The organism is Pseudomonas sp. HD57-3 (assembly GCF_056113135.1).
This window is the reverse complement of the sequence record NZ_CM148568.1, coordinates 2,327,779-2,343,207: the sequence shown is the minus strand read 5'-3', so window position 1 is coordinate 2,343,207 and position 15,429 is coordinate 2,327,779. Positions and strand designations below refer to the sequence as shown.

2 protein-coding genes (1 of these 2 only partly in view) are annotated in these 15,429 nt (G+C 64.5%); both read right to left on the bottom strand.

The features are described 5' to 3' along the window. A protein-coding gene (locus tag AC0R79_RS10575) for a non-ribosomal peptide synthase/polyketide synthase (protein ID WP_474734344.1) crosses the window boundary here: on the bottom strand, positions 1 to 3,019 show its 5' end (the start). 10,529 nt of this gene lie to the left of the window's left edge; the window shows 3,019 of its 13,548 coding nt (coding positions 1-3,019); the start codon lies at positions 3,017 to 3,019; its stop codon lies off the left edge, out of view. Beyond that, positions 3,019 to 15,429, bottom strand: coding sequence for a non-ribosomal peptide synthetase (locus AC0R79_RS10570; RefSeq protein ID WP_474734342.1), 12,411 nt, complete (start codon positions 15,427 to 15,429; stop codon positions 3,019 to 3,021). The genes AC0R79_RS10575 and AC0R79_RS10570 overlap by 1 nt, the downstream gene beginning before the upstream one ends.

Genomic DNA, 15,429 nt, shown 5'->3' with positions numbered 1-15,429 from the left:
AGGCCTTGCGGTCGACTTTGCCGTTGGGGGTCAGCGGCAGTTGCGCGAGGAACAGCAAGTGCGCCGGCACCATGTATTCCGGCAATTCAGCCTTGAGGCTGGCCTTCAGTGCAGCGCGCAACGCGGCTTCGCCATCGGCATCCAGCACCTCGCCGGACGCTGGCACCACGTAGCCCACCAGTTGCGGGCCGGTCGGGCCGTCCTGAGCGACGACCACGGTTTCGCGCACGCTGTCGAGCGCCAGCAGGCGCGCTTCGATTTCGCCCAGCTCGATGCGGAAACCACGGATTTTCACCTGATGGTCGATCCGCCCGATGTATTCGATCACGCCTTCGGCGCGGTAACGGGTCAGGTCGCCGGTGCGATACAGACGCTCGCCGGTGGTCGAGAACGGATCCGGCACAAAGCGTTCGGCGGTCAGCGCAGGTCGCTGGAAGTAACCCCGCGCCAGGCCATCGCCACCGATCAGCAGCTCGCCCGGCGCGCCGAGCGGATTGAGTTCCAGATCGCTGCCGAGGATGTACAGCGCGGTGTTGTCGATCGGTTTGCCGAGGAATGGACGGCTGTTGTCCACGCTCAGCGGATGCAGCGCCGACCAGATCGTGGTTTCGGTCGGGCCATAAAGGTTCCAGACCTTCGGCGAGCGCGCCAGCATGCGGTGCGCCAGTTCCTGGGGCAGCGCTTCACCGCCACACAGGAAGGTGCGGCCGTCGAGAATCGCGGCGTGTTCGTTGTCCAGGAGCATGCGCCAGGTCGAAGGCGTGGCTTGCAGCATGGTCACGCCGTGACGGTCGATCAGTTCGAGCACCGCTTGCGGATCCTGATGCACGTCCTTGCCGGTCAGCACCACGGCGGCGCCGGCCAGCAGCGGGCCGTAGATTTCCAGGCCGAAAATATCGAACGAGAAGGTGGTCAGCGACAGCATGCGATCCGCCGCAGCGATGCCCGGTTGCTCGACCATGCTCGCGACGAAGTTGCTCAGGGCTGCGTGGCGGACCATCACGCCTTTAGGCTTGCCGGTCGAGCCGGAGGTGTAAATCGTGTAGGCCAGATGCTCGCCGTTCACAGCCACGTCAGGCGCGGTGGTCGGGTACGCCGCCAGCCAGTCCTGCGGTTGATCCAGCAACACCGTGGCAAGGCCGGCCGGGATCGGCAACAGCGTCTGCAAGTGCGACTGGGTCAGCAGCAATTCGATGCCGCTGTCCTCGATCATGTAGGCCAGACGGTCTTCCGGATACGCCGGGTCCAGCGGCACGTAAGCGCCGCCGGCCTTGAGGATCGCCAGCAGGCCAACGATCATTTCGACGCTGCGCTCGACCGCGATGCCGACCAGTCGATCCGGGCCGACGCCCAGTTCGATCAGCTTGTGCGCGAGCTGGTTGGCGCGGGCGTTCAACTGGCCGTAAGTCAGCTGGTCTTCGCCGATGATCAGCGCGGTGGCGTCAGGCGTCTGCGCGGCTTGCAAGGCGATGCGTTGCTGCACGCACGGCGCCGGCGCGGCGTGATCGACCACGCGTTTCCAGTCCTGCAACAGCACTTGATGTTCGGTGGTTTCCAGCAACGGCAGTTCACCGACACGCTGCCCCGGCGCGGCGACGATGCCATGCAGCAGGTTCAGCCAGTGGCGTGCCAGACGCTCGATGGTTTGCGGTTTGAACAGGTCGGTGGCGTAGGTCAGTTCCGCCGCCACGCCTTCGCTGGATTCGTACGTGCCGAGGGTCAGGTCGAACTGCGCGGTGCGGCCCTCCCAGACGATGTCCTCGACGCTCAGTTGCGGCAGTTGCACCTGGCTCTGACGCTGAGTCTGGTCGTTGACCGCCTGGTGGTTGTACATCACCTGAAACACCGGGCTGTGGCTCAGGCTGCGTTCCGGTTGCAGGGCTTCGATCAGTTGCTCGAACGGCAGATCCTGATGCGCCTGGGCCGCCATCGCCGACTGTTTGACCTGGGCCAGCAATTGATTGAACGGCAGTTGCCCGTGGACGTCTGCGCTCAGCACCTGGGTGTTGACGAAGAAGCCGATCAGGCCTTCGGTTTCCACTCGGTTGCGGTTGGCGGTCGGTACGCCGACGCGGATCTGCGACTGGCCGCTGTAGCGGTGCAGCAAGGCCTGGAACGACGCCAGCAGCACCATGAACAGACTCGCGCCTTCACGCTGGGCCAGTTGCTTGAGGGCATCACCCAGTGCGGTCGGCAGGTTCAGATCGAGGCGCGCGCCACGGAAGCTTTGCACCGCCGGGCGCGGATGATCGATCGGCAACTCCAGCACCGGCTGTTCGCCGCCGAGGGTGTCGATCCAGTATTTCAGCTGCCGCTCACGCTCGCCGGCCTCCAGCCAGTGGCGCTGCCAGATCGCGTAGTCGGCGTATTGCACGTCCAGCGGCGGCAGGCTCAGGGACTGGCCGCTGGTGTCGGCGGCGTAATGCTTGATCAGCTCGCCGACCAGCACTTGCATCGACCAGCCATCGGAGATGATGTGGTGCTGGATCAGCGCCAGCACGTGATCGTCTTCGCCGACCTTGAGCAACGACACCCGCAGCAACGGGCCCTGTTGCAGATTGAAAGGGCGCGCGGTTTCGTGCTCGACGAAAGCCTTGATCGCAGCGTCGGCGTCCAGACCGGCCGCCAGCGTCTCGACCGTAATGCTCAACGGCATCTGCGCGTGAACCTTCTGGCAGAAGGTTTCACCCTGCTCGACGAACGTGGTGCGCAGGCTTTCGTGGCGGGCGACCACCGCATTGAAACTGCGCTCCAGCGCCGCGACATCCAGCCGGCCCTTCAACCGCAGGGCGCTGGGAATGTGATACGCGGTGCTGTGCGGGTCCATCTGCCACAGGAACAACTGGCGTTCCTGGGCGTAGGACAGCGGGATCGCCTCGAAGCTTGAGCGAGTTTCCGGAATCGGCAGGTTGGCCGGCGAGACGTCCTCTTCGAGCATCTTTTCCAGGTAGAGCTTACGTTTGTCCAGCGGCAGAGTGATAAAGCGCTTGGCAATCCTCAAAGCAACACTCGTGTCCATCAGAACTCCTCCATATCGTCAAGCAGGGCTTCCAGCTTGTTCAGTTTCTGTTCGTTGATTGCCCCGCCTCCTGTAGTGAGGTGAGCGACAAAGTCGCTCAGGACGGGGTGCTGGAATAGCAGTTGCGGCGTCAGCGTCAGGCCCAGTTCCAGGGCGATGCGCGACACGACATTGACCGCCAGCAGCGAGTGCCCGCCGAGTTCGAAGAAGTGATCGTTCAGACCGATGCGTTCCACGGTAAGCACTTGCTGCCAGATTGCCGCGACCTGTTGCTCAAGCTCCGATTGCGGCGCGACATACGCGGCCTGCATCTGGCTGGCATCCACCGCTGGCAGCGCCTTGCGGTCGAGCTTGCCGTTGGGGGTCAGGGGCAACTGCTCAAGGAACAGCAGGTGCGCGGGAATCATGTAGTCAGGTAACGAAGACTTGAGGCCAGTCTTTAGTCCGTCGCGCAGTTGGCGCTGCGCTTCACCGTCGTACAGGTCCAGTTGTGGAGCGACCACATAGGCCACCAGTTGCGCGCCACCCTCGGCCTCGACGGCCAGCACGGCCGCCTCGCTGATGCCCGGTTGCGCCAGCAGCCGCGCTTCGATTTCGCCGAGTTCGATACGGAAACCACGGATTTTCACCTGATGGTCGATCCGGCCCATGTACTCCAATTCGCCGTCCTCGCGCTGACGGATCAGGTCGCCGGTGCGGTAGAGACGCTCGCCGTTGCGGGCGAACGGGTTGGGTACGAACTTCTCGGCGGTCATCGCCGCTTTGCCCAGGTAACCGCGCGTGACACCGGCGCCTGACAGGTACAACTCGGCCGACACGCCGTGCGGCACCGCTTGCAGGTCGGCATCGAGCAAGTGGCTGGCGGAGTGATCCAGCGCCCGGCCGATGCGCGCCTGACCACCGGCGGTGCGGCGAGTCCAGGTCGAATAGGTGGTGTCTTCCGACGGGCCGTACAGGTCGTAGACATGCTCGACCGTCGATTGCTGATAAAGCGCGTCCACCAGCCCTTGTTTGAGCGGTTCGCCCGCCAGGTTGATGATCCGCACACCCGGCGGAATCTGCCCGGCGCGCTGCAACGCGTTGATCGCCGACGGCACGGTGTTGATCAGGCGCACCTGATCGCGGGCCGGCAGTTGCGGCAGTTCCAGCGCATTGCGGGCGATGATCAGCGAGCCACCGTTGGCCAGGGTCACAAACAGCTCCCACACCGACAGGTCGAAACACACCGAGGTCGAGGCCAACACGCCTTGAATGTCTTCGCGGCGGTAGACCTTGGCCGACCAGTCGATCAACGCCATGACGTTGCGATGGGCAATCGCCACGCCTTTCGGCTTGCCGGTGGAACCGGAGGTGTAGATCACGTAGGCGAGGTTGTCCGGGGTCACGGCGGTTTGCGGCGCCTGAGCCGAATAGGCATCCAGCGCGATCTGATCCAGCAACAACACTTGAGTCTCGGACGGCACGGTCAACGTGACAGCCAGTTCCTGCTCAGTCAGCAACACTCGCGCACGGCTGTCTTCGAGCATGTAGGCCACGCGATCGGCCGGGTAGTCCGGGTCCAGCGGCACGTAGGCGCCGCCGGCCTTGAGCACTGCCAGCAGTGCAATCAGCAACTGCTCGGAACGCGGCAACGCCACACCCACCCGCACTTCCGGGCCGACGCCGAGTTCGATCAACTTGTGCGCCAGACGGTTGGCCCGGACGTCCAGTTCGGCGTAGGTCAGTTGCGTGTCGGCGAAGGTCACGGCCAGTGCATCCGGGGTCGCGGCGACCTGATGGGCGATGCTCTGGTGGATGCACAGTTCGGTGACGAAATCGGTGTGAACCGGCGCCGTCTCGATCAGGTGCAATTGGCTGAGCGAACGCTCGCCCGCCTCGGTCATCTGCTCAAGCAAACGCTGCAAATGCGCGCCGAGTTGCGCCACGCTGACGTCGGCAAAACGGTCGCGCTGATAGCTGAAGTGCACCGACAGTTCGGCGCCCAGATGCACCAGCAGGGTCAGCGGGTAGTTGGTCTGCTCGTGGTTTTCCACCGGACCGAATCGCAGGCCCTGCGGCGCGCCTTGCTCCAGCGCTTCGGCAATCGGGTAGTTCTCGAACACCATCAGGCTGTCGAACAGCGCGTCACCGCCCTGCCCGGCCCAGCGCTGAATCTGCGCCAGCGGCGTGTGTTCAAACTCGCGCAGCGCCAGGTTCTGCGCCTGCACGCCTTGCAGCCAGCTGGCCAGGCTCTGCTGCGCTTGTGGCGCGGCGATCACCGGCAAGGTGTTGATGAACAGACCGACCTGCTGCTCGGCTCCCGGAAGATCCGCCGGACGCCCGGCGACGGTGGCACCGAACGCCACGCAATCCTTGCCGGTGTAGCGCTGCAACAGCAGCAGCCATGCGGCTTGCACCAGGGTGTTGACGGTGACTTTCGAGGCCCGGGCAAACTCGCCCAGACGCTGGGTCAGACCGGCATTGAGCACCTGGAAATGATCGCCGTAACCGACGCTCGACAGACCGGCACTCGGCCGTGCGATGGCATCGGCCAGACGCGTCGGCTCCTGCAGATTGCCCAGCGCCGCCAGCCAGTAGGCTTCGGCGTTCGCGGCGTCCTGGCGCTGCAGCCAGGCGATGTAATCGCGGTAGCGCCCGGTCGGACGCGGCACCGCTTCGCCGCTGTAATGCTGCAACACTTCGCCGAGCAACTGCGCGCTGCTCCAGCCGTCCATCAGGATGTGATGGTTGGTGTAGATCAGGTGATGACGGTTTTCAGCGATGCGCACCAGCACCAGACGCAGCAACGGTGCGCGGGTCAGGTCGAGGCCTAGGGCACGTTCTTCATCGGCAAGTTTTTTCAGCGCAGCATCGAGGTCGGTCTGGCCATTCCAGTCGAGTACGCGGAACGGCACGTCGAGCTGACGCTGCACCACTTGCACCGGCTGCTCCAGATCGCCCTGCCAGACAAAACCGGTGCGCAGGATGTCATGGGCATCCACCACCGCTTGCCACGCGGCGCGGAAACGCTGCGGGTCGACGCCATCGACGTCCAGACGCATCTGGTTGATGTAGTCGCCGTTGCCGTGTTCGAGCAAGGTGTGGAACAGCATGCCCTGCTGCATCGGCGACAGGGGGTAGATGTCGTCGATGGTCTGCGGCTGTGGCGCCAGTACGTCGAGCTGAGCCTGGGTCAGGGTCGCCAGCGGGAAGTCCGACGGGGTCACGCCACGGTTGGCGCTGTCGCAGCAATGGGCGATCAGCGCGGTCAGTTCTTGCAGGTAGTCGTCGGCCAAACGCTGGATGGTCTCCGGTTCGAACATCTCCCGGCTAAACGTCCAGCTCAGGTCCAGCTCACCGTTGAACACCTTGCCATCGAGGGCCAGTGGGCTACCCAGCGGGCCTTGCATGTTGACCTCTTCGCCACCGGATTCGCTGGTCGGCACGAACAGCGCTTCATCGCCGGCATCGAAACTGCCGTCGAACTGGCCCAGATAGTTGAAGGTCAGGCGCGGCGTCGGCAGCGCTTGCAGGGTGGCCCGGGCGTGGTCGTCGCCCAGATGCGCCAGCGCACCAAAACCGATGCCTTTGTTGGGGATCGCCCGCAGCTGTTCCTTGATCTGTTTCAGCGATGCGCCGAGGTCGGCGGTCGGGGTCAGTTTTGCCGGGAACAGGCTGGTGAACCAGCCCACGGTGCGGGTCAGGTCGACGTGGTCGAACAGGTCTTCACGACCGTGCCCTTCCAGTTGCACCAGCACATTGTCGTCACCGGTCCAGCGCACCATCACCCGCGCCAGGGCGGTCAGCAGCAGATCGTTGACCTGCGTGCGGTAGGCCGCCGGGGCCTCTTGCAACAGTTGGCGGGTCAGGGTCTTGTCCAGCGGCGTGCGGATCGCCAACGCCTGGCAATGTTGCTGGCCACCCTGCGGGTTGTCGCATGGCAACGCGTTGGATGCGCCTTGCAGTTGTTGCTGCCAGAAGCCCAGCTCGGCTTGCAGCGGCGCGCTGCCGGCGTAGTCCTGCAACGCTTCAGTCCAGGCTTTCACGGCGCTGGTCTTGGCCGGCAGCTGCACGGCCGCGCCTGACTGGATCTGCCGGTAAGCGCTTTGCAGGTCTTCGAACAAAATCCGCCACGACACGCCATCCACCACCAGGTGATGGACCACCAGCAGCAGACGCTGGCTGCCATCGGCCAGGTTCGCCAGCACCGCACGGATCAGCGAACCGCCGCTCAGTTGCAGGCTGCGCTGGGCCTGATTGCCAAGCACTTCGAGTGCCGCCAGATCAGCAACCTCGACTTGCCACAGCACGGTTTCGCCAGCCTGGGTTTCGACGTCGCGGTAGTGCGCCGTCCAGCCTTGCCCTTGCTCGGAAAAGTCCAGGCGCAGGCTGTCGTGATGCACGACCAGCGCATCCAGGGCTTGCTCAAGCACAACCGCGTCCAACGGCTGAGCGGTCTTGAGCATCACCGACTGGTTCCAGTGATGACGGTCAGGAATCGGCTGGGCGAAGAACCACTGATGAATCGGCAGCAATGCGGTTTCGCCGGTCACCGGTTGCTGATCGATCTGCTGCACCGGCTCGCCGGTCTGCACCACATTGGCCAGCGCCTGAATGGTCTGGTGCTGGAACAGGTCTTTCGGCGTAAAGCGCAGGCCGGCCTGACGAGCGCGGCTGACCACCTGGATCGAGATGATCGAATCACCGCCCAGCTCGAAGAAGTTGTCGGTCAGGCCGACGCGCTCCAGCTTCAGCACGTCCTGCCAGATCGTTGCCAGTTGCTGCTCCAGCGCGCTTTGCGGCGCCACGTAGGTTTGCTGCAATTGGCTGACGTCAGGCTTGGGCAGGTTCTTGCGATCGAGCTTGCCGTTCGGCGTCAGCGGCATGCGCTCAAGGGTCAGCACGTAAGCCGGGACCATGTGCGCCGGCAAGCTGGCCTTGAGTTGCGCCCGCAGTTGCTCGGCGAAATCCGCCTGCTGCGAGTCGCCGACCACGTACGCCACCAGCCGTTTGCTGCCAGCGCTTTCCTGGGCCACGACCACCGCTTCGCGCACGCCGTCGAGGGCTTGCAGGCTGGCTTCGATTTCACCCAGTTCGATGCGGAAACCACGGATCTTCACCTGGTTGTCGATGCGCTCCAGGTAATCAAAAGTGCCGTCGGCACGCTGGCGCACCAGGTCGCCGGTGCGGTACAGCACGCCACCGGTTGTGCTGAACGGGTCCGCGACAAAGCGCTCGGCGGTCATCGCCGGACGATTCAGGTAACCACGGGCCACGCCGCTGCCACCGAGGTACAGCTCGCCGGCCATGCCTTGCGGCAGCAGGTTCAGATCGGCGTCGAGCACGTAGGCGCTGCGGTCGCCGATGCGGCTGCCGATCGGCGCATAGGCGGCGCCGCACGGCACATCGCGACCGGCCTTCCAGATCAGCGGCGTGACCACGGTTTCGGTCGGGCCGTAGCCGTTGATGATGTACTCCGGATTCAGCGCGCGTTTGACTCGCTCGAAACTGGCATTCGGCACCGCATCGCCACCGAAGCAGTAGATCCGCACCTTCGGCGGATTGCCCACGCGTTCGGCGTGCTCGGCCAGTTGTTGCAGATACACCGGCGGGAACGCGACCACGGTCACGCCGTGCTCGATCATCGCGTTGTAGGTCTGCTCCGGCGTCCACAGGCTGTCGTCGCGGATCAGCAGCGAGCCACCGTGGGTCAGGCTGGTCAGCCAGCGTTCATGGGCACCGTCAAAGGCGAACGACATGAAGTGGAATTCGCAATCGCTGTCGCGCATTTCATAGCGCTCACCGATGGCCAGGCAGTGCATCGCCAGCGGCCCGTGGGTGACGCTGACGCCTTTCGGGTTGCCGGTGGAGCCGGAGGTGTAGATCACGTAGGCCAGATTGTCCGGATCAATCTTCACCACCGGCGCCTGCGCCGAATGGCCGCTGAGGTCGAGGCGATCCAGTTCCAGCACGCTCATGGCGTCGTCGATCGGCAGTTGCGCCGACACGCGGGAATCGGTCAGCAACAACGCCAGACCGGAATCCTGCATCAGGTACGCCAGACGCTCGCGCGGGTAGCTGGTGTCCAGTGGCACATAGGCGCCGCCGGCCTTGAGCACCGCCAGCAAGGCAACGATCAGCCCTTCGCCGCGTGGCATCGCCACGCCGACACGCACTTCGGCGCGAACGCCACGGGCCACCAGTTCATGGGCCAGACGGTTGGCCCGGGCATCCAGTTCGCCGTAGCTGTAATGCTTGCCATCGAAGATGACCGCCGTGCGATCCGGTTGCTGCGCGGCCAAGCGGGCGTAGCGCTGGTGCACGGCGATATCGGTCGGGTACGCCTGCGGATGGTTCTGCGCCTGTTGCCGCGCGTGTTCGTCGGCCGTGGCCAAAGCGATTTCACCGAGACGACGTTCGGCGGATTCGGCGAACTGTTCCAGCAGGTGCAGCAACTGCGCGCTCAGGCGCTCGACGGTGGCGACGCTGAAATGCGCCTGGTCGAAGCTCATGTGCAGCGCCAGGGTTTCGCCCAGCGTCACGCCGAGGGTCAGCGGATAGTGGGTCTGATCCTGGTTGGCGACTTCGCCGAACACCACGCCCTGGGCGGTGCCGTGTTGCAGCGCTTCGGAAATCGGGAAGTTCTCGAACACCAGCAGCGTGTCGAACAGCGACTCGCCACCCTGCCCGGCCCAGCGCTGAATGCTCGCCAGCGGCGTGTGTTCGAACTCGCGCAGCGACAGGTTCTGCGCCTGCACCGCCGCCAGCCACGCGGCCACGGTCTGGTCCGGACGACTGCCGGCGATCACCGGCAAGGTGTTGATGAACAGACCGACCTGCTGCTCGATCCCCACCAGTTCCGCCGGACGCCCGGCCACGGTGGTGCCGAACCCCACGCAGGCGCTGCCGGTATAGCGCTGCAACAGCAACAGCCACGCGGCTTGCACCAATGTGTTGACGGTGACTTTTTGCTCACGGGCAAACGCGTTCAAGCGACGGGTGCGCGACGCATCGAGGTCGTAATGTTTGAGCAGATGACCGACCTCGCTGCGCACCTCGCCACCGCCGGCAGCGGCTTGCGCCAGCACGGTCGGTTCGTGGAATTCCGCCAGTTGTTGCAGCCAGAACGCTTCGCTGACCGCCGCGTCCTGACGTTGCAGCCACTGGATGTAATCCGAGTAACGGCTGACCGGACGCGGTGGTTGCTGGCCGGCATAACGTTGCAGGACTTCGCCGAGCATCTGCGCGCTGCTCCAGCCGTCCATCAGGATGTGATGGTTGGTGAAGATCAGGTGATGACGCTGGTCGCTGATGCGAATCAGGGTCACGCGCAGCAGCCCGGCCTGGTTCAGGTCGAACCCTTCGGCCAGATCGGCAGCGGTGAAATCCTTGAGGGCCTGGGCGATGTCGCTGCGCTCGCGCCAGTCGAGCAGCGTGTACGGCAGCGCCAGTTGGCGATGGATGATTTGCAGTTGTTCCTGCAATTCGCCCTGCCAGATGAAGCCGCTGCGCAGGATGTCGTGGGCGTCCATGGTCGCTTGCCACGCCGCGCGGAAACGCTCGGGATCGAGGCCGTCGACATCGACGCACAGCTGGTTGATGTAAGTGCCGGTGCCCTGTTCGTACAAGGTGTGGAACAGCATGCCCTGCTGCATCGGCGACAGCGGATAGATGTCTTCGATGCCGGCGGCCGGCACCGGGATCGCGTCCAGTTGCGCCTGATCGATGTGCGCCAGCGGGAAATCCGACGGCGTCACGCCCATCGAATCCGCATCGCAGCAATGGCTGATCAGCGCCTGGAGTTCACGTTCGTAATCTTCGGCCAGACGGGCGATGGTCGCCTCGTTGAACTGCTCGCGGCTGAAGGTCCAGCGCAAGTCGAGTTCGCCGTCGTAGACTTGGCCTTCGACGCCCAGCCAGTTGTCCAGCGGCGCGTCGAGGCTTTGCTCCAGCCCGGCGCTTTCACCGGCCGGGCTGAACAGTGCACCGTCCTCGGCATCGAAGCTGCCGTCGAACTGGCCGAGGTAGTTGAAGGTGATGCGCGGCATTGCCAGCGCCTTGAGGCTGGCCTGGGTGGACGCGTCGCCGAGATGGCGCCGCACGCCGAAACCGATGCCCTTGTTCGGAATGGCGCGCAGTTGTTCCTTGATCTGTTTGATCGCCGCTGCAACGGAATCCGCCGGGGTCAGGCGTACCGGGAACAGGCTGGTGAACCAGCCGACGGTGCGGGTCAGGTCGACGTCGTCGAACAGGTCTTCGCGGCCGTGGCCTTCCAGCTGAATCAGGGTGTCGGCGTGGCCGGTCCAGCGGCTGATGACCCGCGCCAGCGCGGTCAGCAGCAGATCGTTGACCTGCGTGCGATAAGCGGCCGGGGCCTGTTGCAGCAATTGCTGGGTGAAACTCTTGTCGAGGCGGCTGTGCAGCACCAGAGCATGACGGCTTTGCAGACTGCCCTGCGGGTTATCGCAGGGCAGATCCAGTGCCGCGCCGTCGAGTTGTTGCTTCCAGAATCCCAGTTCAGCCTGCAGCGCTTCGGTCGCGGCATAAGCTTGCAGATGCTCGCCCCAGGCCTTGTAGGCGCTGGTTTTCGCCGGCAGCTTGATGGCGATTTTTTGCGCAGCCTGTTGATAAGCCAGTTGCAGGTCTTCCAGCAGAATCCGCCACGAAACACCGTCCACCACCAGGTGATGCACCGCCAGCAGCAGACGCTGACTGCCATCGGCGACGGTCGCCAGCACCGCGCGCAGCAGCGGGCCGTTTTGCAGGTTCAGGCTTTGCTGGGCCTTGGCGTACAGCGCTTGCAGTTCGCTGTCGGCCAGCTTGTCGGCGGTCCACAACAGTTCCGGATCGTGCGCAATTGGCGCGACTTCGGCACGCCAGCCTTCGGCGCTTTCGACGAAGCGCGAACGCAGGCCGTCGTGATGCGCGATCAACGCGTTCAGCGCTTGCAACAGCGCCTCGGCGTTCAGGGTTTGATGGCTGCGCAGCAGCACCGCCTGGTTCCAGTGGTGACGCTGGGGAATCGAGTCTTCGAAGAACACTTGCTGGATCGGCAGCAACGGCAGCTCGCCGGTGACCGGGCCCTGATCGATGCTTACGCCACCGCTGCCCTGCTGCGCCACGCTGGCCAGACCTTGCACGGTCTGGTGCTGGAACAGGTCGCGGGGGCTGAAATGAATCCCGGCCTGACGCGAGCGGCTGACCACCTGAATCGAGATGATCGAGTCGCCGCCCAGTTCGAAGAAGTTGTCGGTGAGGCCGACCTGTTCGAGTTTGAGCACGTCCTGCCAGATGCCGGCGATTTTCTGCTCCAGCTCGCTGCGCGGCGCGACGAACGCCTGCTGCATCTGGCTGGCGTCCGGCGCCGGCAAGGCCTTGCGGTCCAGTTTGCCGTTCGGGCTCAGAGGCAGTTCGGCGAGGAACAACAGCTGCGTCGGCACCATGTAGTCCGGCAGACTGTCCTTGAGCTGCGCCTTGATCGCTTCCCGCGCCGCGCCTTGTTCGTCGGCGGACGCCGCGACCACGGACGCATCCTTCGGCACCACGTAGGCCACCAGTTGCAGGCTGCTGCCGCCCTGCACCGCCAGCACCACGGCTTCGCTGACGTCGTTCAGTTCCAGCAGGCGCGCTTCGACTTCGCCCAGCTCGATACGGAAACCACGGATCTTCACTTGATGGTCAACGCGGCCGACGTATTCGATCTGGCCGAGGGCGTTGTAACGCGCCAGGTCGCCGGTGCGGTACAGACGCGCCCCGCTGCTGGAAAACGGATCGGGAATGAAGCGTTCGGCAGTCAGATCGGCACGCTGAAAGTAACCGCGCGCCAGCAATTCACCACCGATCAGCAGCTCACCGACCACACCGACCGGGGTCGGCTGGCCGTCAGCATCCAGCAGATAGGTGTGACGGCCCGACAGCGGTTGACCGATCGGCAGGGTCAGCGGCAACGGCTGGCGACCGAACACGTAATCGCTGCAATCGAGGGTGGTCGCAGTGACGGTGGCTTCGGTCGGTCCGTAGGTGTTGAGCAATTTGACGTGCTCGAGCCCGGCCTGACGCCACGCCTGCACGCCTTCCGGCGGCATCGCTTCACCGCCGCTGTGCACCTGACGCAGCGCCGCGTAATCACGCGGGCCGGCGGCGGCGAATTCCTTGGCGATCATGTTCCAGTAAGCGGTGGTCAGGTCCATGACCGTGATGCCGTGCTCAACAATGTTCCGGTACAGGGTTTCGCTGTCCCACACTTCGTTGCCGCGCAGCACCACCGAAGCGCCGCAGGTCAGCGGCCCGAACAGTTGCTCGCCGAAGGCATCGAAGTTGAAGGTCGCAAATTGCAGCGCGCAATCGGCGGCGCTCAGGTCGTAGTAATGCTGCGAGGCGAACGCGTGTTTGCTCAGGGCACCGTGGCTGATGCCGACGCCTTTCGGGCGACCGGTCGATCCGGAGGTGAACATCACGTAGGCCAGGTTGTCGGCCCACACGGTGCGTTGCGGGTTGCTTTCGTCGGTGTGGGCCCAGACTTCGGCCTGATCCAGGCACAGACTCTGGACGTTCTGCGGCACCGGCAAACGGTCGAGCAAATGGCTTTGGGTCAGCAGCAAACGGCTGCCGCTGTCTTCGATCATGCACAACAGGCGATCACGCGGGTATTGCGGGTCCAGCGGCACATACGCGCCGCCGGCCTTGAGCACGGCGAGGATGGCGACGATCAGTTCCAGTCCACGATCCACCGCCACGCCCACCAGCACGTCCGGGCCGACACCTTGCGCCAGCAGCGTGCGCGCCAGGCGATTGGCCCGGGCGTTGAGCTGGGCGTAGGTCAGGCGCTGGCCGTCGAAAATCAGCGCGACGGCATCCGGTGTCAGCTCGGCCTGGGCTTCGAACAGTTGATGCACCGGGCGCTCGCTCGGCCACTGGGTGTCGTGGCGGCCCCAGTCCTGAGTCAGTTGTTCCAGCTCGGTCGTTTCCAGCAGCGCGATGTCACCGACACGCTGCTGCGGATCGCTGACGAGGCTGCGCAGCAAGTTCGTCCAGTGGCGCGCCATGCGCTCGATGGTTTCAGGCTCGAACAGATCCGTGGCGTAGGTGAACGCCGCGTGCAGTTGCCCGCCCTTCTCGTAGGTATCCAGACTCAGGTCGAACTGGGTGCTGCGGCTTTCCCATTCGATGACACCCAGTTCCAGACCGCTGCCGACCTTGAGCGTGGTGACGTCGGCGACTTCCGGCTGGTGGTTGTACATCACCTGGAACAGCGGGTTGTAGCTGAGGCTGCGCTCCAGTTTCAGCGCCTCGACCAGACGTTCGAACGGCAAGTCCTGATGGGCCTGGGCGCCGAGGGCGGTTTCCTTGAGGTCACGCAGCAGATCGGCGATCGAGGTCTGGCCGTCCAGTTCGACGCGCAGCACCTGGGTGTTGACGAAGAAGCCGATCAGCCCTTCGATTTCCCGGCGGTTGCGGTTGGCGATCGGCACGCCGACGCGCAGGTCGGTCTGGCCGGTGTAACGGTGCAGCAGAATATTGAAGGTGCCGAGCAACAGCATGAACAGCGTCACCCCGTGCTGACGGGCGACGCCGCGCAATTGCTCGACCAGCGCGGCGTCCACCACGCTTTCCAGACGCTGGCCCTGATTGCTCGGCAGCACCGGACGCGGGTGGTCCACCGGCAATTCCAGTACCGGGTGTTCGTCGCCCATCTGCGCCAGCCAGTAGTCGAGTTGACGCTGCTGTTCGCCGGCCTCCAGCCAGCGGCGCTGCCACAGGGCGTAGTCGCTGTATTGCACCGCCAGCGGCGGCAGTTCGGCAGCGCGGCCCTGATCGTGGGCGTCATAGAAGCGGCAGAATTCGTCGATCAGCACGTTCATCGACCAGCCATCGGAGACGATGTGGTGCAGGGTCAGCAGCAGCACATGTTCCTGCTCGGCCAGTTGCAACAGGCGCACCCGCAGCAGCGGGCCGTTGGCCAGGTCGAACGGCAGCAACGATTGCTCCTGCGCGGCGGCGGCCACACGGGTTTCACGTTCGGCGGCGGGCAAATCGCTGAGGTCGATGCGCTGGATGTCCAGCGGTTGTTGCAGCGGCACTTGCAGCAGGCTGTCGTCAGGCTGCTGCTGGAACACCGTGCGCAGGGTTTCGTGACGTTCGATAAGGCTGGCGAAGGCTTGCTCCAGCGCCGACTGGTTCAGGCGACCCGTCAGGCGCACCGCCGCCGGCAGGTTGTAGGCGCCGCTCTGCGGGTCCAGATGCCAGAGGAACCACATGCGTTGCTGGGCATAAGACAGCGCCTGCCGGTCCTCGGCCTCGACGCCTGCGGGAATCGGGAACCGGGAAAAATCCACCCCTTCTTTCGCCAGGGCAGCCAGGAACATCTGGCGCTTTTCCAGGGGCAACCCGATAAACCGGCGAGCGAGTTTCAAGGAGTCTTCTGCATTCAT